Source organism: Xenorhabdus lircayensis (assembly GCF_016306625.1).
In the GTDB taxonomy this organism is placed as follows: domain Bacteria; phylum Pseudomonadota; class Gammaproteobacteria; order Enterobacterales; family Enterobacteriaceae; genus Xenorhabdus; species Xenorhabdus lircayensis.
The window spans coordinates 15154-39543 of the sequence record NZ_JACOII010000059.1; the positions used below are offsets into that span (position 1 = coordinate 15154).

The following is a 24390-nucleotide window of genomic DNA, read 5'->3' on the forward strand; positions in this document are numbered from 1 at the left end:
TCGTTTGCCGTATCACTTTTCAGCCAGTAACCAGCTAAGTCCATCAATTAATCCACCGCGCCAACACAGCGCATCATGCCCGCCATTAAACACGCGGTAATTCACACGATGCCCGGCCTCTTTTAACGCGGCATACATTTGATCATTCACAAAATGGATATCTGCTTCGTGGGAACCCGCCTCTTGAAAGATTTTCAATGATGAAGGAATCACTTTTTGCTCAAAAACCTGCTGTGTCAGCCAACCAGGTTTATGTTCAGAAGATGACATAAACTGTTGAACAATTTTGCTATCAGGCCACCAGAAAGACCCCGATTGCGTGAGAACACAACCAAAGCGTTGTGGCCAGTGGAGTGCGGCATACAGTGCCGACAGCCCACCGTAACTCTGCCCTGCAATAATAGTCTGTTCAGGATCATCACTGAAGGTGGCATGCTGTGCGATAAGCGGTAACAGTTCATCCTGAATCGCTTGCCAAAAATCATGATTGCAGGGGAGTTCCTGCTCCCGGTGGGGCATATCAATAACATCAATCAGAAGCCAGATTGCATCTGGTATCTGCTGTTTTTCAGTCGCCACGTCAATGACAGGAAAAATCGGCATTTTCTCTACCCAATTCAGCCCATCCAAGAGAATGATGAGAGGGCGTGGAAGCGCGGTTTCTTCCCCACTGGAATAAAGCCAAATACGCCTTTGATTATTGAGCCGGTCACTCTGCCAATGCAAAAGCAGGGGCTCTCGTTTGTCCGACCGCGTGACATGATTCGGATTTACCCCGGTTAACGCCCATGCTGTCTGTTCTAGGGCATGGGGCATGTGAATTGCGGATAAAGGCACGCCAAGCCCATTACGGTGAGAACCTTGTAGATTCAAAGGATCGGGACTGGATAATGGAAAGAGTGAGATCCACCATTCACGTTGCTGTTGGTTGCGCTGTTTGATTTCATCGGAAAATTCGGGGGGCAAATGGGCATCAGTGACAGGGATAAATCGATAACTCCCTCTCCAGTCCTCTTCGAGGCTCACCGACCAATGCCAGATATCCGTTTCAGGCACCCGTTGCAGGCTCTGTGGCTGTGGGTGGTGATGATCAGTGACGCCATTGATATCGATATAGACTTGGCGAAAATCTGAATTTTGTTCATCCCCGCTAGGGTCTCGCCAAAAGAATGTCGCTTGAACTTGGTGATTTATCGCAATTTCTATGATAGGTGTGCCCAAAATAGCGATATTTTCCCACCATAATTCACTGCCAACATGAGGAGCGGATAATAAATTATCTACCGTACCTGATGGCTGAAATACTAACTTCATCCCTTTATCCCCTTCAAAAAGATTCGCTCACAAATAACGTGCCTATCTGATACACCGAACTAACAATAACCTCAGTAAATCAAAATAATTATCGCTAACAAATGATATTGATAACGATTTTCGTTTGCAATATTATTCAAGCTATTTTATTAATCATAACTATTGGCTAATAGAGTTAATGGATAATTATTGGGGTAACGTGGCAGGATGCCCTCACTATTCAGTTTAGTTATAATGGGATAATTCTTAATTATTTTATTGATTTTTAATAATTATTTAAAAGCAAGTCTATTTTGAGAGATGAAATCCATGGTACTGCCTATCAAGAATGAAATGTTGAAATCCGCAAATAAAATAACTAGAAACTATAACTATAGTAAATTATTCTTAATACTTACTTCTGCCTTACTGTTATCTCCCTATGCTTCAGCAAGCCATACAAGCAATAATAGGGCTGCCAATAACAACGAAGACACCATAACCGTCACAAACGCAAGTAAAGGCAACTCAGTAGAACACTTCGTAGAATCAGACAGTGCTGCTGGCACCAAAAGCACCACTCCCCTCATCAAAACGCCCCAGTCAATCAGCGTCATCAACCGCACACAAATGGAAGTGCAAGGTGCGGCAACGGTTGCTGACGCCCTGAATTATTCAAGCGGTGTTGTCACCAATTACCGCGGCTCTTCCAACCGCAATGACGAAGTGATCACACGTGGCTTCCGTTATGCCCCTAAATTCCTTGATGGTTTGAGCTATGGCACGAACAGTTCAGGGGGCACTGTAGGACAGATTGATCCTTGGTTATTGGAGCGTGTGGAATTGGTACATGGGCCGGCATCCGTGCTATATGGTCAGGTCAGCCCCGGTGGCTTGATTAACATGACCAGCAAAAGGCCGACTGCCCAGCCCATTCATAAGGTACAAATGAAAGCGGGTAATCAGAGCCTTGGCGAATTGGCCTTTGATTTCGGTGGAGCACTGGGTGATGATATCCCCGTTCTCTATCGTTTAAATGGTATTCTCAGCAGCCAGAAACAGTTCGTCAAAGGTCATAAGAAAGAGCGGATAGCCATCGCCCCAGCGCTGACATGGATACCCAACAATAATACGACCTTTACGTTGCTAACCAGTTATCAGTACGATCCCAAGGCGGGATACCGCAACTTCTACCCTAAAATCGGCACCGTAACGCCAGTTTCCAATGTGGGCTATATCCCCTACGATATGAATCTCAGTGAACCCTCTTTTAATCAGTCCAGACGGGAACAGATCTCTATCGGCTACATGCTTGAGCATGACATTAATGATGTCTTTTCTTTCCAGCAAAACCTGCGTTATTCAACGTCAGATGAACGTACAAAATATTTAGTTTATGCATCAGATCTCACACCGCCTTCCCCTTCCATTAAACGTTTTCCACAGCGCGAACATAATGAAGCGCAGGGAATAAGCATGGATAACCAACTGAAGGCCCTTTTCTCAACAGGTAATATTGAGCATAACATCATCAGTGGGGTAGATTACAAATGGGTAAATAATCACAATCAATTGTGGCGTAACTGGGATGAAAAAGGCCAATACCATTTTGATTGGTCAAATCCAATCTGGGGTATTCCCGTCAATGAAAAAGATCTCTCAATTATCTTAAATGATAAAAAGAAACTCCATCAGTTAGGTATTTACTTACAAGATCAACTCAATTGGGAAAACTGGAACTTAGTTCTGTCAGGGCGTTATGACTGGACCGAAACAAAGCAACAAAACCTCATCAAGAACACATCAATAACACAAAAAGACCGTGCTTTCACAGGACGAGCGGGTTTATTGTATGCCTTTGATAACGGTATTTCGCCTTATATCAGTTACAGCACTTCCTTTGAACCCAATCTGTCCCAAGGAGCGCCTGGCACACCGGCATTCAAACCCACAACAGGTGAACAAACTGAAATAGGCATCAAGTTCCAGCCAAAAGATCACGACACCCTGTTAACACTTTCCCTGTTCGATATCACTCAGAAAAACGTGACTAGCAGTAATCCAAACACTCGCATTAAAGAGCAAATTGGCAAAATTGGCTCAAAAGGGGTGGAAACCGAAATTCATTCCCAAATCACACCAGAAATTAATCTGATAGCAGCCTACAGCTATACAGATACCAAAACCAAAAGCGATAGCAATGCCTCACGTATTGGCAAAAGGGTGCCTTCGATTCCTGAACATGCGGCTTCTGCATGGGGTAGCTATAGCTTCCAACAGACAGCTCTGAAAGGATTTACACTGGGGGCAGGCGTACGCTATATCGGCTCCACTTCCGGTGATTATGAAGAGACATTCCATGTAAACCCCTACACCCTCTACGATCTGATGGCAAAATACAACCTTGGTGAAGCGTCACCTCAGTTAAAAGGCGCCAGTGTACAGCTGAATGTGAATAACCTGACCAACAAACGTTACGTCGCTTCGTGCTCGAATGACGGTGCCTGCTTCTACGGTAGCGGACGCAGTATCTTTGCCACGGTGGAATATAGCTGGTAAAGCAAAATTCACTTATTTCAGTGGCAGCTTTCTGCCACTGTGAATTTGCTTTCATCAACGCAAGCTTATATGTGTTGAGCCACTTTTTTTACGTTTACACCAATTTATTGAATCTATTATTTTAAAATAATAGGGAAACATCGTGCTTAAGTTAACTACTGAATATCACACATCCCAATTACCAGACTTTAGTTGTGATGATTTTGTGTTCCTATCCTCAAATAAAAGCCTGCATGCACAAGGATGTTTTACCAAAATAACAACACCTGCCAGTCATCATGATGGCATTGACAATCCATTGTGTGATCACCTACCCCAATTATTCCATCAGGCTGAGCAGGCCGGGATTAAAAACCCCATCGCAGTGGGCGCCATTCCTTTTGATAAACGCCAACCTTCTGCCCTCTACATTCCTTACGAGCACCGTTGGCTGGAACGAGAAACCTTACGTTTTTCCGCGCCACCTCCTTCGCCAGTGTTGCCATTACAAGAGTGTCATGTATGGCCCGAAAAAGCAGAGTTTTGCCGGATGGTTTCTCAGGCTATTGATGCCATACATCATGGTCAGCTTGATAAAGTCGTCCTTTCACGCCTGCTGGACATTGAATTTGAGCAGAAGCCTGACACTATCCAACTTTTTATGCAGCTTAATGCCCAAAATCCCTATAGCTACAATTTCCACCTTCCACTGGGCAACAGCACGTTAATCGGCGCCAGCCCAGAACTTATACTACGTAAACAGGGCAATACCGTTATTTCTCACCCCTTGGCAGGTTCATCGCGTAGAAGCCGCAATACCGCAGCAGATAACGCCTTACGACAATCGCTGCTGCATTCGGCTAAAGATCACCATGAACATCAATTAGTGGTTAATGCAATACGAACCGCACTCACTGAACATTGCACTGAACTGATGATTCCTGACTCTCCTTCAATATTCAGTACACCTTTACTTTGGCACCTCGCCACAGAAATACGCAGCGAATTATGCGATAAACACGCTGACGCACTCTCAGTGGCCTGTCTGCTCCATCCGACACCAGCACTTTGTGGGGCACCAAGAGAGCGGGCATACGAACTCATCGCTCAACTCGAACCCTTCGAACGCAACTATTTTGGTGGCATTGTCGGTTGGTGTGATGCCAAGGGCAATGGTGAATGGGTCATTGCTATTCGCTGTGGTGAATTATTTGCAAACCATATTCGACTCTTTGCAGGAGCAGGCATCGTTGCTGACTCCCAACCCAGTGCCGAATGGCAGGAAACGGGGGTGAAACTTGGCACCATGCTACAGGCTCTGGGATTATCCGATAACAAGGAACGTGTGTTATGAGTATTGAGTTCAATCACTGGCCTGAAGACCTGTCACAACGCTATCGTCAACGCGGCTACTGGCTTGACCTTCCCCTTGACGACATATTCAGTCGTCAGGCTAATAATGAAAATACCGCGCTGATTTGCTCGGAGCGACAATATAGCTATCGCCAACTCAATCAACTAACGGATAATCTGGCCGCTTCCCTCAAGCGCCGCGGTGTTCAGCATGGGCAAACCGCATTGGTGCAATTAGGCAATGTCGCGGAATTTTATATCACCTTTTTTGCCCTGCTGCGTTTAGGCGTGCTTCCCGTCAATGCCCTGTTCAGTCACCAGCGCAGTGAGCTATTGGCTTACGCCGAACAGATTAAACCTTCACTACTGATCGCAGACCGTAGCCATTCACTGTTTTCTGACAATACTTTTATTCACGAACTCCATACACGTTATCCTTCACTGACCAGCGTATTCCTGCGAGGGGATAACTGTAGCCCGATAGATTTAACGGTATTGACTGATGAAAAAGTGAATAGCTTTACCGCGATGCCCACACAGGCAGATGAAGTCGCTTTTTTCCAGCTATCAGGTGGTAGTACCGGCACCCCGAAACTGATCCCCCGCACTCACAATGATTACTACTACAGTATTCGCGCTAGCGTTGATATCTGCCAATTTAATACGCAAACACGTTACTTATGCGCCCTTCCTGCCGCCCATAATTACCCGATGAGTTCACCGGGAGCATTAGGCGTTTTTTATGCAGGCGGTCAAGTGATTATGGTCAATGATCCCAGTGCATCCAGTTGTTTCCCTTTGATTGAACAGCATCGGATCAATGTGGCAGCCCTGGTTCCTCCTGCGGTAAGCCTGTGGCTGGAAGCCATTGCGCTGACAGCGGATAAGTCATCGCTTGATAGTCTGACGTTATTACAGGTAGGCGGTGCACACCTGAGTGAATCTCTGGCACGGAGAATCCCTTCAGAGCTGGGTTGCCAGTTACAACAGATATTTGGCATGGCTGAGGGATTGGTGAACTACACACGGCTAGATGATGATGAGCAAACCATTTTCACCACTCAAGGCCGTCCTATCAGTGATGATGATGAAGTATGGATCGCCGACAAACTGGGTAACCCGCTACCACATGGTGTTCCCGGCAGGCTGATGACTCGCGGGCCTTATACGTTCCGTGGCTACTACCAGAACCATCAATACAACAAACACGTATTCGATGAAAATGGTTTTTACTGTTCGGGTGATTTAGTTATTCAAACAGAGCAAGGCTATCTAAAAGTTGTGGGCAGGGAAAAAGATCAAATTAACCGTGGCGGCGAAAAGATTGCGGCAGAAGAAATTGAAAATTTGCTGTTACGCCATCCACAAGTGATCCATGCAGCATTGATCGCCATTCCTGATGCACTGATGGGAGAAAAAAGCTGTGCCTATGTTGTCACCCGCGAAGAGATAAAATCGGTCATATTGCGCCGTTTTTTACGCGAGCAAGGTATCGCTGATTACAAACTTCCCGACCGCTTTGAAAACGTTCCGTACCTTCCCATGACGCCAGTCGGCAAAATCGATAAACAAACGTTACGCCAAATCGCACAGAACATGTTAGGCCATGTCGGAGAAACAAAATGAGCATTCCAAAAATTAACGATTATATTCTGCCCACAACTCAAGAACTGCCGAGCAATAAAGTAGATTGGCCATTTGATAATCAGCGTGCCGCATTACTTATCCATGATATGCAGAATTATTTCCTCAATTTCTGGAAAGCTGATAGCCAGTTAGTGATGCAAATTATCGACAATATCGCGCGCCTCAGAAAACAGTGCAAACAACTAGGGATCCCCGTTTTTTACACCGCCCAACCCAATCATCAAAGTGATGCAGACCGTGGGTTACTGAATGATATGTGGGGAGCAGGACTCAATCTGCATCCTGAACAGCAAAGTATCACTGACGCACTGGCGCCTGCAAGCGATGATACCGTCTTGATAAAATGGCGTTACAGCGCCTTTCAGCGCTCAGATTTGGAGCAACAATTGAAAGTCATGGAGCGTGATCAATTAATCATCTGCGGTGTTTATGCTCATATTGGTTGCATGACGACGGCCACTGATGCTTTTATGCGCGACATCAAACCTTTTTTTGTCGCTGATGCACTGGCAGATTTCAGCCGCGACGAGCATATCATGGCACTACGTTATATTGCCGGCCGCTGTGGCCGTGTACTGACAACAGAAACACTGCTCAACGAAATATCCCCGTTTCCAAAATGGACACGCGAACGTCTCCGCGCTGAAATTTTACCTCTGCTAGATGATGACTGCGGTGATATTGATGATCACGAAAACCTGCTGGATTACGGTCTCGACTCCGTAAAAATAATGTCTCTGATGACACATTGGAACCATGAAAACCATAACATTGATTTTATCTCGCTAGTGAAAACCCCAACGCTGGCAAACTGGTTCACTCTGCTTACGGATAGACAAGAGTCCAAATAATGAACGCAACTTTCGATTTCAATAATAAACATGTTTGGGTGACAGGCGCAGGACGGGGTATCGGCTATCACATTGCTAGTCGGTTCAGTCAGGCCGGAGCGAAAGTCATCGGATTGGATCTGGCATTTCCCGATACTGACCTTCCTTTTACTGCCTATGAGTTAGATGTCAGTGACCATACAGCCGTGAGCCAGCGCTGCCGTGAATTACTCGCAGCAGAACCTCACTTGGATGTATTGGTCAATGGTGCCGGCATCCTACGAACAGGGCGAACAGAAAACCTGAGCTGGGAAGACTGGCAACAATGTTTCAACGTCAATGCCGGTGGGGCTTTTAATTTATTTCAAGCCGTGATCCCACAATTTCAACGGCAACGCAGTGGAAACATCGTTTCTATCTGCTCTAATGCTGCCCATGTTCCACGGGTTGAAATGTCGGCTTATGGCGCTTCCAAAGCTGCGATGCGTAGTTTGTGCCAAAGTGTCGGACTTGAATTGGCGCCTTATGGGGTACGCTGCAATCTGGTTTCTCCCGGTTCAACGGATACTCCCATGCTACGAAGTATGTGGCAAAGTGCGGCCTCCGAACAAAATACCATTGAGGGTTTTCCTGACAAATTCAAATTGGGTATTCCATTGCAAAAAATTGCACAACCGGAAGAAATTGCGGACACCGTTCTTTTCCTTGCATCAGATCTCGCCAGCCATATCACCTTGCAGGATATTGTCGTTGATGGTGGAGCGACATTGGGTAGCTGAGTAAAAACAATGGATGCAGGCTCTCTATCACAAGCCTGCATCATGGGTAGAATCTGACCATTCCCACAACCTATCAAGATCTCATTGGGCTAAAGCCCCTTGCTCTATCTGAGCCAATTGACGAGTGGTTTGTATATTACTGGCGATAACAAAATGCCCTTTATGCAACAGCTGAACACCTGACGCGATATGTATTTCATAGCTGTCACATTATTGATCTATACTACGGCCCCTTTTGCCACACATCAAAAACACCATGGAACGCTTTCTCGAAAACACGATGTACACCTCTCGCTGGCTACTTGCGCCGGTTTATTTTGGTTTATCGCTGGCGCTACTTGCCCTTGCGATTAAATTCTTTCAGGAAATCCTGCATATCCTGCCGCATATCTTTTCCGTTACAGAGTCTGACCTGATCCTGACACTGCTTTCTCTGATTGATATGGCTCTGGTTGGTGGGTTACTGGTGATGGTGATGTTTTCTGGCTATGAAAACTTTGTCTCAACGTTGGATATCCACGAAAGCAAGGAGAAATTGAGCTGGTTAGGAAAAATGGATGCCACTTCACTCAAAAATAAAGTTGCAGCCTCAATTGTTGCTATTTCCTCCATCCACCTGCTGCGCATCTTCATGGATGCCAAGAATGTGCCGGACAATAAACTGATGTGGTATGTCATTATCCACCTCACGTTTGTTTTGTCCGCATTTGTGATGGGATATCTTGATAAACTTACGCGCCACAAACACTAAGCGACCACTCAAGCAAACACATCATTACCCTGATGCCAGCCGTTGAAAACAACTAGCTGGCATTTTGGGGAATCACTGCTTTGATGAATCACAGTTCATGGTTTCGTGCAGCAGCGTTTCAATAAATCTATCTACTACCGTTTCAACCACTTCACTTCTGGTTGTCTCAAGCCGATTAGCCAAACCGTCAATCTTTCTGATAACAGACATTCTCAGAGAGAGAGAAATGGACTTTTTCTTCTCTTTATCAAGGAAGACATGGCTGGTCGCTTCTTCGGCCTTGATGCTAAGATGCTGAACGAGTAGTTCTTCAATCCTTCGCACATCTTTCTTGGTCAGCATCCCTTTATCCACTAACTGATAGGTATTCCCTATTTTGCTAAACCGGATATCAGCACAGTAAAGATCTCTCAATTCCCGCAGCGCACGTGTTAATGTCGGCTCAGAACAATTGAGCTCTCTAATGATTTTCACCTTGCTAACCGGTTTGCCATGCGCGAGTAATAAAGTTAACTTGAAATTTCTAAATTGTTTGGGACTGAGCAGCATTTTTTTAATTCCAAGTTAGGGATAACAAAACAAAAACCCCCTATAGTTAACAACGAAAATAACGTCCAGAATAGCTTCTATCACAGGTAAATCAACATCAAAACAAATTAAAAACCTTATCACTCTCTTCGTCGGCTTCAGGTTCTATGCTACCTCTGGCTCTATCCCATAATGCTCTGCCCGCTCAAGAATATTCATCGCCCAGCGTTGATGGGTGGCAGGTTCACACATCACCCCCTGAGATTTGAAAACGGCTTGGCTTGAGTTGAGGATACTCAACGCGTCAGCATAATCGTGGGCGCTAACCATAAATGCTCGCTGGATACATTCAATCTGCCTTGGATGGATGGCTGTTTTCCCCACCAAACCGTGGGTAATATCCAATGCCAACTCTTTCTCAAGCAGTTTCAAGTCATCAATATGCTCACAAACTGGTGCCGTCAGGGCAAAACCCCGCGCAGCAAAAACAGCCACCAGCATTTTAATGATATATCCCATAGGCCCATCATAGAGGGTGAAATCACGGGAGCGTCGCAGGGATATCACATTCATCAGGTCATTGCCCCCGATACGAAGAGCAATAATGCGCTCTTTACAAGGGTGGTTTTTGAGAGTGTCAGCCAGTTGATTCATTTGCTGGGCATCGAAGACCTCTTCTGTCTCCAGTGTTGGCATAATGCAAAGATGGGTTGAGCCAATAATATCCCACCAGCCAGACAACGAAGCGTGGGTAAATTTGGGCAGCACCAGCCCATCAATAGCATCGAGGTTAACATTGGCTACCAGATATCGCCCCATTACCTCGTTGCGCGGGCGAATAAAAATCAGGGGACGATGACGTCCCACGCCGGAAGACTGTTTACCGGAAGAAACAGTATCCACTTCTGCCAGTGTTTCTAGGACACGGCTGAGATTTTCGATAGCAGAGGGAATATCCTGCTCACTGACCGCATCCTCCAGACAAATCACTAGAGAACGCAGACCAAGAATTTTATTCTGTAACACAATCTCTGCAATGTTTTGGCGAGTAGCTGGCATATACAGAGTTGCACCGAGTTGATGTGGAGAAGGGATCGGTTTCATCACGCTACCTTTTTAATGATAGTCACAGCACGATATTGGCCTATCAGATCACCGACTTCCGTAATCACAACATTTTTCTGACGTGCCAGATGAACCAATAGGGCAACATCAGGATCATCTTGGGAACGCACAAGGACGTGTTCCGGCACGCGCCGTAAAACTGCGCGGGTTGCTTCAGCAATGCCGGGTTTGATGCGATTAATACTGTCAATCTGGTATTTTTCGGCAAGACCGGAAATCACCGCGTTGCTCAACTGCTGCAAAAATGTCTTTTCCTGCGGATGCCAAATGGCCTCTGATAGGGTAGCCAGATCCAATCGGTCACGGCAATCAGCAACGGTATCCACCAGCAGGCGACTGCACTCAAACTCAATCAGGTGATCGCACTTCACACAGCCATGCAGCCCTTCCTCACGCCAGATCGAGCGTGATATCAGCCCCGATATCGGCGCACCCATAATGCCAAAAGGAATCAACCAATCATCATCACTGGCCGCCAACCACGAACAACCACGGGGATCCGCCAGCACCACCAGACGAGGAATACCCGAATAACCTGCCCGCCCCGCCAAAGATCGCGACAGTTCGGCAGTAATCGCACCTTTGCCCGTCCAACCGTCGACAAATGCCAATCCATCCGTACCATGTTGCTGCTCAATATACGATAGCGCCGTGCTATCAATACCGCGATCCCGAATGATACTGATACCATAATGATAAGAACGCCTGCCCATCTTCCGGAGTGTTTGCTGCAACATAACCCCCAAAGGAACGCCGGCTCTAACCAAACTGACCAGCACAATTGGCGTATCACCAAAACGTGCTATCAGTGCCTTAGCCAGCATCACCACTTCCGTTGCCAGCCGAACCGCTCCTTGCTCAAGTGCTTTATCAAACAGCTCAAGATGATAAGGCGTTGGCTCCGGTTCCTGACTCAGCATATCCGAATAGTGGCGTGAGCCAGACTGGATTAGCTGCTCCTTCACATCGACAGGCGTCATCTCAATTTGGACAGGCTTTAGCAGAAATTGAACATCATCAGAGGCATAACTCCCAGAAAAAGGAGGAAGGCTATTCATTATTTACAGCTCCAAATAAGGCAGCCATTAATGTGTCAGCAAACTGGCTTTGTCGGGGCATACCAAACCAATCGCACAGTTGCATAAAGCGGTAGTCACTCAGACTATCCCCCAAACCAATGACTGGAAAAACGCCTCTTTCGGCACGAAGCCTTTGCAAAAGGTGACGAGTTGCCAGTCCCTTGTCGACACACTTTGGCAACAAAGTAAGATTGTTATTGTTTTTATGGAAATAGAAGTCTTGATGGAGATAAAAATCATCCTCTTGAGCCAAAGCTTCAGCCAGTACATTAAGCTCGTCGAGCTTATCGTGGTTCCGATGCTTAATGATCAGGAAAACAGGCACATCACCATACTCATAATCGATGCGTACCCATGCTTCCATGCCATGAGACGCGATCAGACGATGGCCCAGACGCGCCAACGCCTGCAATTTATCCCGATACGGCATCAATTCTGACAGCATATGAGATTGCCAGCGCTCATCAACTAAACCTTCTGGCGTAAGGATCACCGCGCCATGCGAGACAATGCGCCAAGAACTAAAAGGAATTTGCACGCAACGGAGCTGTTCTGTGTTTCTGGCTGTTACGGGAATAACCTCCGCATGAGCCAGCAGCCAATCAACCAACATGGATTGTTCTTCAGTCATATAGCTGTGGGGAGAATATTTTCGGTCTAAAGCCCCCACACGAAAAGGCGATGCATTCGCCATCTTTCGGCGCGATTGAAACAGCGTGTCATCCAGATCGGTTAAAAAGACGGGCTTAATCATAGGCAACGATCTCTACAATCGGAGAAACACGGGCAAGCTGTGCCATCAACGCCGGATCAAGCGCCGTTTTGGGTGTTTCAAGGCAAAGCAGTATACGGTCAAACTGCTGGTGCGCGACATTATAGAGAAAATTCGGTATGCCAAGCCCGTAATTATCCGTAAAAGCCATCACAGACTGAATAGCATGGCCGCAGGAGATAGGAGAACGGGTTGTCGAGCCAAACATCACCGATGCACCTTCTTGTTCGAGCCGTTCAGCAAGTAAAAACGGCGGCCAGACAAATTCACTGGAGCCTAATACCAGCACGTTTTCACCTGCTTTGACGTGAATATCAGCACCGATATCACATTGAATTTCATCCAATCCCAAACGCCCCCAATTCTGGGAGCCGATAATGCTGATTTCTCCCCGTGCCGTGACATTGACTGGAGGCATAATTGGAACAGGGGCAGAAATATCTGCATTCCATTGCCAATTTCCTTCAATCAAGGAAACTGAAGAAACTGGCAGCGGACTGCGTTTCACAACCGATTCACCACTCCAGTCCGTCAACGTCACCGTGACGATATGCTCAATATGCTTGAGCTCTGCGTTACGCAGCGCATCTAACAGATTAAGGAAGGTATTACCGGTCGTTGCTTCATCATCAATCAAAACCAACGTACGGGCATCCATGACCCGTTGGCGCAGCCGGCTTTCTGCCGGCCAGTAAATCAGATGATCCGTTGCGTGACTGTGATTCTCCTTAAATTCACACAATAAATCACCGTCAACAGGGTGACGTGTCGAGGTCAGAAATACTGGCGCATTAACCTTGCCCTGCGTTTCCTGAAACACCCCTGCCGCCAGCCCGACAGCCGTCTCCGCCATACCAATATACAGAACAGGGCCGGGAAGATTAGCAGGAAACTGTTCGGATAATTGCCGATAGACCGAACGCATAGTCGACGGGCTGACTGGAATATGCCGCCCCAATACTTTGCTGACAAACAAAAATGCCCTTTTGGGATTACGGCGTTCAGCAACTTCAAACAGCGCTTCTAGAGATGCAGTGCCGCGAGATGCCGTCACCGTCAACGTCCCACTGTTCAACTTTTTTTGATAAATCTGTTTTTGATAAATCTGTTTTTGATGAACCTGTCTTTGATAAACATGGAAGTTATTCAATGCTGTCATGTAATGCCTTTTAAAAAAATTCAGCCTGTTTGGGATGGCTAATAGAAACGGTAACTATCCTTTCATAAACCAAATTTCGCTATCCTGGCGGAAACAATTGTTAAATTGCCGAGAGTCAACTTGGTAACGTTTGGTATTCGTTTTTAATTAGGTGAAATATGCATCGCAGTCTAGAGTTGAGGATAAGTATATGTCAATCATAATATGATTTTTTAGTGCAAAATTTGTTTGACTTTTTGGCATGGAAACGAAATGATAAAAAACAAAGCTAGATTGTTTTCTATCATGTAGTTAACAACCAAACTTACTGTTTATGAGAATCATAATCTGACAGATTTCGGCTATCTATTTGTCATATTATGATTTTTTAATACGTGAAATTACCGTGATTCACCGACAAACAGAATAGAGGTGTCATTAATGGTTTCGTTAAACAAAAATCAGTCAGTTTCGCTCGCCAAACAGAGCGCTTCACTGGCTAAAATTGATTTTGGTCTGGGATGGGATCCCGTAGCCAAGAAGAAAGGTTTTCTGGCGAGTTTATTCGGCGGTGGCAGTGATGAAATTGATCTGGATGCAAGCTGCATAATGCTTGATAAATCTGGCAGTGCCATCGATACAGTGTGGTTCGGTCAACTAAAATCAAAATGCGGTTCTGTCCAACACACTGGCGACAACCGAACTGGTGAAGGTGATGGGGATGATGAAGTTATCCGCGTCGATCTGATCAGGCTTCCCGCCAATGTCGAATACCTTGCTTTTACCGTTAACAGTTTCCGAGGTCAAACCTTCAATGATGTTGGAAATGCTTTCTGCCGTGTCGTTGATCAAAGCGGTAAAGAGTTGGCTCGTTATCAGTTAAATGAACAAGGTGCCCATACTGGCATTATCATCTCTTCCCTGCGCCGCAATGACGGGCAATGGGATTTCACGGCACATGGCGTCCCTTGCCTTGGACGTACCATTGACGCGATGTATCCGCAGATCGTTGAAACGGTGGTGCGCTAATGAATCTGACGCCTGGGGGAAATGCCCCCGTTTCCAACCAGACACTCATCGTACGGGTTTTGTCAGGTACAGCCGTTGATGTCTCCGCTTTCCGTCTGTATGCAGATGGCAAAGTCAAAGGCGATCCCGACATGGTGTTCTACGGTCAACCCGTCAGTGACGACAACACCATTCGTCTGGCTGGCGGCAACATCAATACCTCATTCAGCGTCAACTTGCCTGCATTGGGGCAGGATGTCCAGAAAGTGGCGTTTACCGCGACCTGCGATGGCAATCAAACGATTTCCAGCCTGCGTAGCCTGACTATTCGGGTCGAACTGAACAGCAGCGTGATTTTGCAGGGCAATGTTGAAGTACAAGGACGCCTGGAAGCCGCCTTGATCCTCGGTGAACTGTATCGCCGCAATGGAGAGTGGAAATTCCGCTTTATTGCCCAAGGTTTTAATGGCGGCCTTAAGCCACTGGCGGAGCATTTTGGTGTAGATATCGTTGATGAGACCCCAACTTCAACGCCTGCCCCAGCATCAACAGTGCCAAGTAGTATTAATCTGAGCAAGGTATCTCTGACCAAAGAAAAACCCGCTATCAGCCTAAGCAAACGTGACAACTTCGGCGAAATTCGCGTCAACCTGAACTGGAATCAGACTTCTTCCGCCTCAAAAGGCGTATTTCAGGGCATATTTGGTTCAAACAAAGGTGTGGATCTGGATCTCGGCGCATTCGTCCGACTGCAAGATGGAGAGCGCCACGTTGTACAGGCATTAGGAAAGAGCTTTGGCGATTACCATAATGAACCGCATGTACAATTACAGGGAGATGATCGTACCGGTAATGTGAATGGCGGTGAATGGCTTCACGTCAATGGCCTAGAATGGAAAAACATCAGTGAGGTTTTGATCTACGCCTTTATCTACGAAGGCGCACCTAGCTGGAGTAAGACCGATGGAGTAGTCACTATCTATATCCCTGACCAGCCCCCAATTGAAACGCGTATGACAGAAGGCCACAACCACAAAAACATGTGTGCCATCGCCCGTCTTGTTAATGAAAACGGGGCCATCAAAGTAGAACGCATCAATCAATACTTCAGTGGGCATAAAGAGATGGACAGGGCGTTTGGATGGGGCTTTCGCTGGTCATCAGGCAGTAAATAACACTTAGCTTTTACACAACAGTTTTTACACCGCAGTTTTTACATAACAGTTTTTACACAAACGGAGGGGCTCATGTCCTTTTTAAACAAAATCAAGTCAGCGTTCAACGCAGGTCGTGAAGAGCTAACCAATCAAGTTGGTCGTTTCAAGAACAAAAAGTTCATGGAAGGGACCGTGGCGGTATGCGCGCACATTGCAATGGCGAGCAATGGCGTCAGCTCAGAAGAAAAGCAAAAAATGGTGGGGTTCATCAAAAACTCCCCCGAACTGAAAGTGTTCGATACCACTGAGATTATCGAATTCTTTAACAAACTGGTCAGCAGCTACGAATTTGATGCAGATATTGGCAAGGGTGAAGCCATGAAATTCATCATGGCACTGAAACAACAGCCTGAAGCGGCGCAGCTTGCCTTGCGCGTGGGGATCGCCGTCGCCAAAAGTGATGGTGACTTTGATAACGACGAAAAAAATGCTGCCCGTGAAATTTGTTTAGCCCTTGGCTTTACACTGGCTGATTTCGAACTGTAATCGCAGATAATTTAAGAGGCTTACTTCATGGTATCCACGCACATCGGTTTTCCGATGGAAACTGTTGCTGTATTTATTATTCTGTCGGTTGGTGCGCTCTTTATCGATCTCTTTATGCATCGTCATGATAAGCCGATTTCGCTGCGTAGCGCTGCCCTTTGGTCTATTTTCTGGATCGCGATTGCATTTATTTTCGCAGGTTTCCTGTATGTTCATCACGGCGCGGAAACTGCAAGCCTGTTTGTGACAGGCTATGCACTGGAAAAAGTCCTTTCCGTCGATAACCTGTTTGTCATCATGGCGATTTTCTCTTGGTTCGCCGTTCCTGACCGCTACCGCCACCGTGTCCTGTATTGGGGGATTATCGGCGCTATCGTCTTCCGTGGTATTTTTGTCGCTATCGGGACGAGCTTACTGGCGCTTGGGCCGTGGGTTGAGATAGTGTTTGCGGTTATCGTTGGCTGGACAGCAGTTATGATGTTGAAAAGCGGTGGTGATGGCGATGAAATCGAAGATTATTCACAGCATCTTGCCTACCGTCTGGTGAAGCGTTTCTTCCCAATCTGGCCGAAACTACGCGGTCATGCTTTTATGCTTAACCAAAAGGAAGTGGATGCGGAACTGGTTAAACCGGAAAACGCAGATATGAAAGTGGGTCGGGCTGGCAAAGCAGCGCTTTATGCTACGCCACTGATGCTGTGTCTGGCAGTGGTTGAACTGTCTGATTTGATGTTTGCCTTTGACTCTGTACCTGCGGTTATTGCTGTCAGCCGGGAGCCTTTGATTGTATACAGCGCCATGATGTTTGCTATCTTGGGCCTGCGTACGCTCTACTTTGTGCTTGAAGCACTGAAAAAGTATCTGGTGCATTTGGAAAAAGCAGTGATCGTCCTGCTGTTTTTTATTGCCATTAAACTGGGTCTGAACGCCTCTGAACGCATATTCCATCATGGATATTCCATTTCGGCGACAGCTAGCCTACTTGTGGTAATTGGAGTGCTGACAGCCGGTATTCTTGCCAGCCTGCTATTCCCACAAAAAGAAAATGCAAGCTAAACCCGGTAAGTTAAATCCAGACAATTAATTAATAATACAACGTAAAAAGTGAGGAAATAATAATGGGTGTATCTCTTTCTAAAGGCGGTAACGTTTCTCTGAGCAAAGAAGCGCCAACCATGAAAAACGTTCTGATCGGTCTCGGTTGGGATGCCCGCGCGACTGACGGACAGGATTTTGACCTTGACGCTTCTGCCTTCCTGCTGGCAGCAAACGGCAAAGTCCGCAGTGATGCGGACTTCATTTTCTACAACAACCTGAAATCGGCTGACGGCTCCATCATGCACACTGGCGACAACCGTACTGGTGAAGGGGATGGCGATGACGAATCACTGAAAATCAAACTGGATCAAATTCCTGCTGATGTAGAAAAAGTGGTTTTTGTAGTGACTATCCATGATGCACAGGCACGTCACCAGAGCTTCGGTCAAGTTTCCGGTGCGTTCATTCGCCTGGCTAACGACGACACTCAAGTGGAAGTGGCTCGCTATGATCTGACTGAAGATGCCTCTACCGAAACCGCTATGCTGTTCGGTGAACTGTATCGCCACAACACAGAATGGAAATTCCGTGCAGTGGGTCAAGGCTATGCGGGTGGTCTGGCTTCTGTTTGTGCACAGTATGGTATTAATGCAGCTTAATTTGAGTATGACTCAATATAAAAACGTCAGTATGAAGATTTAATTCGGCACACTGAGATTAATTAAAAGCCCTGCTTGGTGATATAAGCAGGGCTTTTTTTTGTCTTCTCATATAATGGTTATAATTTTCTACATTGCATTATTATCAAACTAATCTCTATATATTAAATACGAAGATATGATGTATGAGAAAAATATTCTCAATCAAATGCTATTTTTAATATGGCATTTCCCAAATACTCACCTGGAGTGATATTGTTAGCCGTCTTTCTCAGCATGCTACTCAAACTCAATTCTTCACCATTGGAGCCAACGGTAATAATTGATTTATTTTTGCTGGAATTATACATCAGGTTGCTTCCTTCCACGGTTAACAATGAGCTCACTCCAGTTTTATTCGTTGGCATCAATAATTCTATTTTATTACCGCTACCTTTTCCTGTTGCGCCACCTGAATCCAATGATAAGCTAATGTTAGCAGGATTTTGGCATCTTAGACGAATAATACTCTTTGCAATATTTCCGTCAAAGTTTGTAGTTGTTAAATTCGGATGCTTTAGCTCCACCTTATTTGAAGGTTCTGCTGAACATGAATTAGTGATATTGATTGTATAATTAACTTCAATTTGAGCACCATAATTTAAAGAAACAGCATATTGCTCGTAGTATGTTTGAGGAGTCGGTTCCCTATAAGCATTCAATGTTCCAATATTGACATAACCAGTATAATAGCCTGTAGGGATATTGTCGTCTATTTTATAATAAACGCTATTATACCCTGAAAACCAATTTGAAAATGGCCCAATAACTCCATTACTTCCACATAAAGCACCATAAGCAGTCCCTCTTGTCCGAAAAGAAACAAAATCTCTCCTATTGATGGGAGGATCGATAGGTTTAGATAAATGAACTTCATTTTCCCCCAACATACCTACTGCTCTCACCATCTTTCCATTTATATTAAATTTTATTTCCTTTTTCAAATTTAAAACTGCAAAAGACATTACATACTTATTTTCATAACAAGATCCATTAATCCAAGTATTTTCCCCATTAAATTTCTCAGGGAGATTCATATTAACCTTTAAAATTCCATTTTGAGATGCACCACCAGTATATGTTGCTGTAGCATTAGTAACACCTGATCCAACAAAATATCCCCAACCTCCTCCATATACAGGATTCCATATAGAAATAAAAATCAAAAAAAATATTCTTTTCATATTACAAACCCACACTCATATACCAATAGTTTTTTCATACACAAATAAATGTTTATTGATAATTCATCAACAAACTTGCCGCAGATTGAAATTCACCTGCTTCCAATTTATTTTCTGCCACTAAACGCGCAGTCAACTTAACAAACCCCATCGGTTCATCAGCCTGAGAGTCAATTCCTTTAATCAGTATCCAGCTATTTAATACAACAGGTTCATTTTCGTATGTTAGCGCAATCCCCAATCCTTTCATTGAGGTTGACAATACATTATTTCCCATCGAGTCAATTACACCATAACCCAGAGGCTGAACTTTCATTTTTAATACCTTGCCGATAGGAGCCCTGCTATCACAATGCACTTTCAGTCTGAAAGATTTTTCAGCATTCGGCGTTCCCACTACCTTCAATGGCATATACATAAGATTCACATTAATTATTTTATCGCCATTTTCACCTGTCACACTACAGGGCGGTTCCCGCAGTGTTCCCTTAACCGTAATTTGTACATCGGCATAACTCGGCCCATACCAAAAAATAGTGCAGGCCAATAATAACTTTGCAAATACTGTCCAATTATTTTTCACTGCATCACCTATTCATAATTCACTTCCAGCCTCAGGTTTGAGCTTCTCGCAGGAATCGATCTGAGAACCACCCTAAGCTGCTGCCTGCCTTTATGGATCATCTTATGGGTCAGTCGATTCAATATTGTCGAATCCCAAAGCAGCCCCCGTGCGGTTAGCACGATATTGACGGGTAAAGGAGGCGCATTTGTATTAATCGCTTCCATACCCTCACCACAATCAACCAACTCAAGATACATCCATTCATCTTGTATCTGCGCCTTGTGTAATTTTCAACTGTTATTCTTTTTGGTTTTTGAGAGCAGTACACTTCTCATTGCCACACTGGAATGCCAGTGTTGGGCGCCCACCATAATCATTAATATAAGTAAGATGTGGTGTGGCATATTGCCCCTTCTTTACCGTCTCACTACCAAACGGTGCTACCATCACGCCTTCAAAATTCCCACCTTCTGACTGTGACTGACTATCTCCCATCCCAATAATCGTGATGTAATAAGGTGTTGGATTCTCTATCCGGTAACCCCCGTTAATCTTGTGTAATACCAGTTGATCCTGCCAAACTCCATTAGGTTTGGTTTTAATCGCTACCGGACGGTAAAACAGCTTAATTTTGGTTTGCAGCGCAATTTGCAGCACGTTCGGTTGTTCACTTTTGGGTGGAATTTCCCGCAAATTAAAATAGAACAGAGATTCCCGATCCTGTGCCAACAGATTCACTGCGGATGTGGTTTCTACCCGAATAAAACTGTGTTTGCCGGGCTCCAGGCGCTGTACTGGCGGCGTCACCACCAATGGCCCCGTCATGATTTTTTTCTGGTTTTCATCTTCTAGCCAGACTTGGGCCAAATAAGGTAATTGCTTGTTTTCATTTAATATATTCAACGAAATAGATTTATTTTCACCATCAAACACCACTCTGGTTCGATCCAAAGAAATTGCCGCCTGTGTTGAAAACGCGGCAAATACCAATGCACTACATGCCAATTTTTGCAGACATCGTTTTTTCATTCTTTCTGTCATCATTACCGTTATTCTCTTCAATTCGTTTGCTTGATTTACCGTTATTGAGCGACATTCACCTGACAGGGCAACAAAACCTGTGATAGTGAATCAATGCGGGCTGGCAACCTGACCGTACAATACTGGTCATTCCAACCAACCTGTAATGTTTCCTCTGGTTGGGCGCCACTTACCCATGCCACACCGCCATCACTGACTATGCCTAACTCACGCCCTTTCTCATTGCGCACACTGGCTCCGAATGGAGGGGAACTGTTATCTTCCAGTCGCAATACAACAAACAAGCGACTGCCTTTTAGCACTTCAAATTTGTGATACCCAATTGCCCCCTCGGTCAATACTGACTCGGCTACCGAGCCACGTGCTTCCACGTCACTGTCCAGCTTATTGACATCGACCATAACAGTATTGCGGTAGTAACTGCTGACATCTGTCACAACCCCAATCCCCCAGCGGTTGGTTCGCACTTGCCCACCATCAACAGGCACATTTGCCACGCCATCGGTATCAACCATCAGACGAGTACCACCACTAAAGCCCCCCGCCTGTAGCGCTGCACCTTTTGATGTTATCGTTGCACCACCACTGGCGGACATACCGACTGAGAAGTTGCTGCCCTGTGCCATTGATATATTCACTGATGTGTGGGCAATATCGGCCATATGGCTGTAATAGCCATTGAACTGGGCACGGCTTCGCTCACCACGACCATGATCCATTCCTACCTGTAAGCTGTAGTTGTCCCTTTCTCCAGCCAAACCATGAAGTCCCACGTTATGTGAGAGCCGATCTCCGCTATAAGAGCTGCCATAATTCAACGAGCCTTTACCAAGCGGCAATGACAGGTTCAATGACACGCTATTGTCCATTTTTCCGGTGTCGGTATAGCGGGAACGGTTTGCCCCCACGCCAACAGAAATGTTGTTCATGCCAAAAGCAGAGAAATACTTATCTGCCCGGATGTTGTAATAGGTTGTTTCGCCCCTATCCCAAAAAGTCTGGTGATTGTAGGAAAGCCCCATTGAGAACTGCTGTTCTGGGAAATTTTTATATAATGAGAGCGTGTACGCCTCTTTACTGCGCCCGTCCCAGTTATCGCGATAATTTGCATCCAGATATTGCTGCATCGTCATGTAATGGCGTTCGCTGAAACGGTAGCCTGCAAACGTCACATCCGTGTTGATATCATCAAAGCGCTTGGAATAACTGATACGCCAGGATTTTCCCTGTTGTGTCTCTTTACCTGCTTTTTCCCCTCGCCTTGCCACTCGTGCAATCGATTGAGTCACGTCGGCGGACAGCGTGCCAAATTTTCCCAGATCAATCCCCGCACCCAATGCCGCAGCGTTATAGTTACCGGCAATCACGCCTCCAGCATACAATGACCAACGGTTGGATAATCCATAAGACAATTCCCCTGCCGCAAATATCGGGCCTTCTGTCCGATGGAAATTCTGCCGGGAGCGTCCCGAAATCAATTTGTAGCGTATCTGCCCTGGACGGGTCAGATATGGCACGTAAGCCGCATTGACCTGAAATGTTTTCACTCGCCCATCCTGCTCCGTCACTTTGACATCCAGTGTTCCACGTATTGAACTACCGATATCCTGAATAGAAAACGGGCCAGCAGGAACCGTTGTGTCATACAGCATATGCCCCTGTTGCGTCACCGTGACTCTGGCGTTAGTATCGGCAACTCCACTGATTTGTGGTGCGTAACCTCGCAGTTTTGGTGGCAACTGACGTTCATCACTTGTCAGTGACAACCCGCTATAACTCCAACCGCTGAACAGTTCGGAGTTAAAGGTCGATTCTCCCAACGTCAGGCTGGCGCGCCACGATGGCAACGCCCGGTACATATAGACCCGGCTCCATTGCAATGAAGCATCTTTCTGCCCTGCACCACCGGTTTTGTGGCTATAATTGCCCTGATAGTCTCCCCGCAGCCGCCATGCACCGTAGTTCGCGCCCATTGTGCCGTTGAGCCAGGCACTTTGGTTCTGTGAGTTCCCATGAGATTTGTTCACTGAGGCATTCAGGTTATAATCCACCAGAAATCCGGGAATTCCGTTGTCCCAACGTGAAGGCGGCAACCAAGAAGCATCGGAATACTCCAGATAAAGTTGTGGGATCGTCATGTTAAGCTGTGATTCCGACAGGTCAGTAGACAACTTCACACCTTTCAAGTCAGAAAAATCGACGCATTGTTCTTCATGCCATAACCCTGTTCGGTTCAGGAACTTTTCCTTCAGACCGATCTTTTCCCGCAACTCTGGAGAAATACAGGCTTCAGATACCATTTCATTTCCTGACTGCCGTGAATAAAAAGGGACAGATATCTCACGGCTGACCTCTTGGTCATTCACTTTCAGGGTCAATTGATATCTCCCTGGCATCACATAACCTGCCTGAGAGAAACGTGATAAATCGATATGCTGGCTGTCTTCGGTATCCAGCATATCGATATTGAATTCCAACGCATTTCCTGACTTGATACCCAAGAAAAACAAAGCCATTCCCCACCATAAACACGGAGTGAACAATAGATGTTGTTTTCTATTCATTTATAACCGCTCCTGCATCAGACATAACGATGCCATCTTTCAGATATAAGCCATCGTCAGATACAATAAAGATCTGCAACTTATTCTTTTAATTAATAATCTCATTCATAAAACAATATTCATTTCAATTATAACTGCTTTATCTCTGATAAAAATATTCCACGATAGAATTCATTTATTTCAGGCATACTTTCAGACACCACAATTCATCAAATTAATTAAAAATTGAAACAGTTATGGAAGTAAGTTAATGAATAATTAACAATATGTTTATATGTTTTTACCTTTACGCTTTCCATTAAGTTTATTATTCATAATTCAATTTAAAACTTAATGCTGCATAATAGTTCCCAGAAGTCAGAGGCTCACCATTTGGCGCCAAATTCAACGTGTATTTGATACCTGATGCATTCTTGTGACTTGAAATAACTGGCTGGCTTTCTCCAGCACGTACTAAATACCCTTGAGAATCACGGATAGTTAAAGCTGCACCTTTGGCACTGCCGGCAAGATGAAATAAGTGTGGCTCTTTGTCGTGTATTCCTTCAAACGTCACCCGAACCGGTACGTGTTCTCCGAATACACCTTCCTGTTGCCAATCACAATTATTCAAACGGATAAGAGGTCATGTATTAAATGGTTAGATTGGGTATTAAAAATAATGTTCACGTTCAATAAAGGTTCCTATCACTTTATCGTGCATTTCTTCCGATTTTGAATACCCAATGGTTTTTCTATTCAGCCTTTTGATTCGGG

24 protein-coding genes are annotated in these 24390 nt (G+C 45.4%); 11 read left to right on the forward strand and 13 right to left on the reverse strand.

The window, feature by feature from the left end; genetic code table 11:
• Window positions 1–12 precede the first annotated feature (12 nt).
• A complete protein-coding gene (fes, locus tag H8A87_RS16400; protein WP_198691006.1) occupies window positions 13–1314 on the reverse strand; it encodes an enterochelin esterase in 1302 nt (433 codons plus the stop codon).
• A gap of 309 nt (window positions 1315–1623) precedes the next feature.
• Here fes and H8A87_RS16405 point away from each other — a divergent pair, with 309 nt between their 5' ends.
• The 6 genes from H8A87_RS16405 (at window position 1624) to H8A87_RS16430 (ending at window position 9191) form a co-directional block, all read left to right on the forward strand.
• On the forward strand, window positions 1624–3852 hold the full coding sequence (locus H8A87_RS16405) for a TonB-dependent siderophore receptor (RefSeq protein WP_198691007.1): 2229 nt from the start codon (window positions 1624–1626) through the stop codon (window positions 3850–3852).
• Between the two features lie 142 nt (window positions 3853–3994).
• Entirely contained in the window at window positions 3995–5185 is a 1191-nt protein-coding gene (locus H8A87_RS16410; protein WP_198691008.1) for an isochorismate synthase, read from the forward strand.
• Window positions 5182–6810 (forward strand): (2,3-dihydroxybenzoyl)adenylate synthase, encoded by a 1629-nt coding sequence (locus H8A87_RS16415; protein ID WP_198691009.1) that lies wholly within the window; start codon window positions 5182–5184, stop codon window positions 6808–6810. The genes H8A87_RS16410 and H8A87_RS16415 overlap by 4 nt, the downstream gene beginning before the upstream one ends.
• A complete protein-coding gene (locus H8A87_RS16420; RefSeq protein WP_198691010.1) occupies window positions 6807–7682 on the forward strand; it encodes an isochorismatase family protein in 876 nt (291 codons plus the stop codon). Before H8A87_RS16415 ends, H8A87_RS16420 begins: the two co-directional genes overlap by 4 nt.
• Complete coding sequence (dhbA, locus tag H8A87_RS16425; protein WP_198691011.1) at window positions 7682–8440, forward strand: 2,3-dihydro-2,3-dihydroxybenzoate dehydrogenase; 759 nt, start codon at window positions 7682–7684, stop codon at window positions 8438–8440. The genes H8A87_RS16420 and dhbA overlap by 1 nt, the downstream gene beginning before the upstream one ends.
• A gap of 256 nt (window positions 8441–8696) precedes the next feature.
• Complete coding sequence (locus H8A87_RS16430) at window positions 8697–9191, forward strand: TIGR00645 family protein (RefSeq protein WP_198691012.1); 495 nt, start codon at window positions 8697–8699, stop codon at window positions 9189–9191.
• A gap of 72 nt (window positions 9192–9263) precedes the next feature.
• Here H8A87_RS16430 and H8A87_RS16435 read toward each other — a convergent pair whose 3' ends face one another.
• From H8A87_RS16435 to H8A87_RS16455, 5 genes are all read right to left on the reverse strand, one after another.
• Window positions 9264–9740, reverse strand: coding sequence for a tellurium resistance protein TerW (locus H8A87_RS16435; RefSeq protein WP_198691013.1), 477 nt, complete (start codon window positions 9738–9740; stop codon window positions 9264–9266).
• Window positions 9741–9884: 144 nt separating this feature from the next.
• Window positions 9885–10823, reverse strand: a complete 939-nt coding sequence (locus H8A87_RS16440) for an HpcH/HpaI aldolase/citrate lyase family protein (protein ID WP_198691014.1) — start codon at window positions 10821–10823, stop codon at window positions 9885–9887.
• A complete protein-coding gene (locus tag H8A87_RS16445) occupies window positions 10823–11902 on the reverse strand; it encodes a cysteine protease StiP family protein (protein WP_198691015.1) in 1080 nt (359 codons plus the stop codon). The genes H8A87_RS16440 and H8A87_RS16445 overlap by 1 nt, the downstream gene beginning before the upstream one ends.
• Window positions 11895–12677, reverse strand: coding sequence for a hypothetical protein (locus H8A87_RS16450; RefSeq protein ID WP_198691016.1), 783 nt, complete (start codon window positions 12675–12677; stop codon window positions 11895–11897). The genes H8A87_RS16445 and H8A87_RS16450 overlap by 8 nt, the downstream gene beginning before the upstream one ends.
• Window positions 12670–13854, reverse strand: a complete 1185-nt coding sequence (locus H8A87_RS16455; protein ID WP_198691017.1) for a phosphoribosyltransferase domain-containing protein — start codon at window positions 13852–13854, stop codon at window positions 12670–12672. Before H8A87_RS16455 ends, H8A87_RS16450 begins: the two co-directional genes overlap by 8 nt.
• 420 nt (window positions 13855–14274) lie before the next feature.
• On the opposite strand from H8A87_RS16455, the gene H8A87_RS16460 reads away from it, so the two are divergent.
• The 5 genes from H8A87_RS16460 to H8A87_RS16480 all read left to right on the forward strand — a co-directional run bounded on the left by H8A87_RS16460 (window position 14275) and on the right by H8A87_RS16480 (window position 18241).
• On the forward strand, window positions 14275–14862 hold the full coding sequence (locus H8A87_RS16460; protein ID WP_198691018.1) for a TerD family protein: 588 nt from the start codon (window positions 14275–14277) through the stop codon (window positions 14860–14862).
• Window positions 14862–16016 carry a TerD family protein gene (locus H8A87_RS16465; RefSeq protein ID WP_198691019.1) on the forward strand — a complete coding sequence of 385 codons (1155 nt, stop codon included), beginning with the start codon at window positions 14862–14864 and terminating at the stop codon, window positions 16014–16016. Before H8A87_RS16460 ends, H8A87_RS16465 begins: the two co-directional genes overlap by 1 nt.
• Window positions 16017–16088: 72 nt before the next feature.
• Window positions 16089–16544 carry a tellurite resistance TerB family protein gene (locus H8A87_RS16470; RefSeq protein WP_198691020.1) on the forward strand — a complete coding sequence of 152 codons (456 nt, stop codon included), beginning with the start codon at window positions 16089–16091 and terminating at the stop codon, window positions 16542–16544.
• 27 nt (window positions 16545–16571) lie between these two features.
• Window positions 16572–17600 (forward strand): TerC/Alx family metal homeostasis membrane protein, encoded by a 1029-nt coding sequence (locus tag H8A87_RS16475; RefSeq protein ID WP_198691021.1) that lies wholly within the window; start codon window positions 16572–16574, stop codon window positions 17598–17600.
• Between the two features lie 62 nt (window positions 17601–17662).
• The gene (locus H8A87_RS16480) at window positions 17663–18241 is read left to right on the forward strand and encodes a TerD family protein (RefSeq protein ID WP_198691022.1); all 579 of its coding nucleotides are present in this window, start codon (window positions 17663–17665) and stop codon (window positions 18239–18241) included.
• A 200-nt stretch (window positions 18242–18441) separates the two neighbouring features.
• Here the strand turns inward: H8A87_RS16480 and H8A87_RS16485 are convergent, their stop codons facing one another.
• From H8A87_RS16485 to H8A87_RS16515, 7 genes are all read right to left on the reverse strand, one after another.
• Entirely contained in the window at window positions 18442–19464 is a 1023-nt protein-coding gene (locus tag H8A87_RS16485) for a hypothetical protein (RefSeq protein ID WP_198691023.1), read from the reverse strand.
• A 52-nt stretch (window positions 19465–19516) separates the two neighbouring features.
• Window positions 19517–20047 (reverse strand): fimbrial protein, encoded by a 531-nt coding sequence (locus H8A87_RS16490; RefSeq protein WP_198691024.1) that lies wholly within the window; start codon window positions 20045–20047, stop codon window positions 19517–19519.
• Window positions 20048–20055: 8 nt separating this feature from the next.
• Complete coding sequence (locus H8A87_RS16495) at window positions 20056–20286, reverse strand: hypothetical protein (RefSeq protein ID WP_198691025.1); 231 nt, start codon at window positions 20284–20286, stop codon at window positions 20056–20058.
• Window positions 20287–20326: 40 nt separating this feature from the next.
• Window positions 20327–21073 (reverse strand): fimbrial biogenesis chaperone, encoded by a 747-nt coding sequence (locus H8A87_RS16500; RefSeq protein ID WP_198691026.1) that lies wholly within the window; start codon window positions 21071–21073, stop codon window positions 20327–20329.
• A 38-nt stretch (window positions 21074–21111) separates the two neighbouring features.
• Window positions 21112–23634 carry a fimbria/pilus outer membrane usher protein gene (locus H8A87_RS16505; RefSeq protein ID WP_232370322.1) on the reverse strand — a complete coding sequence of 841 codons (2523 nt, stop codon included), beginning with the start codon at window positions 23632–23634 and terminating at the stop codon, window positions 21112–21114.
• A 307-nt stretch (window positions 23635–23941) separates the two neighbouring features.
• Entirely contained in the window at window positions 23942–24247 is a 306-nt protein-coding gene (locus H8A87_RS16510; RefSeq protein ID WP_198691027.1) for a fimbrial protein, read from the reverse strand.
• A 39-nt stretch (window positions 24248–24286) separates the two neighbouring features.
• Window positions 24287–24390, reverse strand: a 104-nt coding sequence (locus H8A87_RS16515) for an IS1 family transposase (RefSeq protein ID WP_232370325.1), incomplete at its 5' end; no start/stop codon positions are given.

Coding starts and splice junctions, on each gene's coding strand:
- fes (WP_198691006.1), bottom strand. CDS start 1,314: ATGAAGTTAGTATTTCAGCCATCAGGTACGGTAGATAATTTATTATCC.
- H8A87_RS16405 (WP_198691007.1), top strand. CDS start 1,624: ATGGTACTGCCTATCAAGAATGAAATGTTGAAATCCGCAAATAAAATA.
- H8A87_RS16415 (WP_198691009.1), top strand. CDS start 5,182: ATGAGTATTGAGTTCAATCACTGGCCTGAAGACCTGTCACAACGCTAT.
- H8A87_RS16420 (WP_198691010.1), top strand. CDS start 6,807: ATGAGCATTCCAAAAATTAACGATTATATTCTGCCCACAACTCAAGAA.
- dhbA (WP_198691011.1), top strand. CDS start 7,682: ATGAACGCAACTTTCGATTTCAATAATAAACATGTTTGGGTGACAGGC.
- H8A87_RS16430 (WP_198691012.1), top strand. CDS start 8,697: ATGGAACGCTTTCTCGAAAACACGATGTACACCTCTCGCTGGCTACTT.
- H8A87_RS16435 (WP_198691013.1), bottom strand. CDS start 9,740: ATGCTGCTCAGTCCCAAACAATTTAGAAATTTCAAGTTAACTTTATTA.
- H8A87_RS16440 (WP_198691014.1), bottom strand. CDS start 10,823: ATGAAACCGATCCCTTCTCCACATCAACTCGGTGCAACTCTGTATATG.
- H8A87_RS16445 (WP_198691015.1), bottom strand. CDS start 11,902: ATGAATAGCCTTCCTCCTTTTTCTGGGAGTTATGCCTCTGATGATGTT.
- H8A87_RS16450 (WP_198691016.1), bottom strand. CDS start 12,677: ATGATTAAGCCCGTCTTTTTAACCGATCTGGATGACACGCTGTTTCAA.
- H8A87_RS16455 (WP_198691017.1), bottom strand. CDS start 13,854: ATGACAGCATTGAATAACTTCCATGTTTATCAAAGACAGGTTCATCAA.
- H8A87_RS16460 (WP_198691018.1), top strand. CDS start 14,275: ATGGTTTCGTTAAACAAAAATCAGTCAGTTTCGCTCGCCAAACAGAGC.
- H8A87_RS16465 (WP_198691019.1), top strand. CDS start 14,862: ATGAATCTGACGCCTGGGGGAAATGCCCCCGTTTCCAACCAGACACTC.
- H8A87_RS16470 (WP_198691020.1), top strand. CDS start 16,089: ATGTCCTTTTTAAACAAAATCAAGTCAGCGTTCAACGCAGGTCGTGAA.
- H8A87_RS16475 (WP_198691021.1), top strand. CDS start 16,572: ATGGTATCCACGCACATCGGTTTTCCGATGGAAACTGTTGCTGTATTT.
- H8A87_RS16480 (WP_198691022.1), top strand. CDS start 17,663: ATGGGTGTATCTCTTTCTAAAGGCGGTAACGTTTCTCTGAGCAAAGAA.
- H8A87_RS16485 (WP_198691023.1), bottom strand. CDS start 19,464: ATGAAAAGAATATTTTTTTTGATTTTTATTTCTATATGGAATCCTGTA.
- H8A87_RS16495 (WP_198691025.1), bottom strand. CDS start 20,286: ATGTATCTTGAGTTGGTTGATTGTGGTGAGGGTATGGAAGCGATTAAT.
- H8A87_RS16500 (WP_198691026.1), bottom strand. CDS start 21,073: ATGATGACAGAAAGAATGAAAAAACGATGTCTGCAAAAATTGGCATGT.
- H8A87_RS16505 (WP_232370322.1), bottom strand. CDS start 23,634: ATGAATAGAAAACAACATCTATTGTTCACTCCGTGTTTATGGTGGGGA.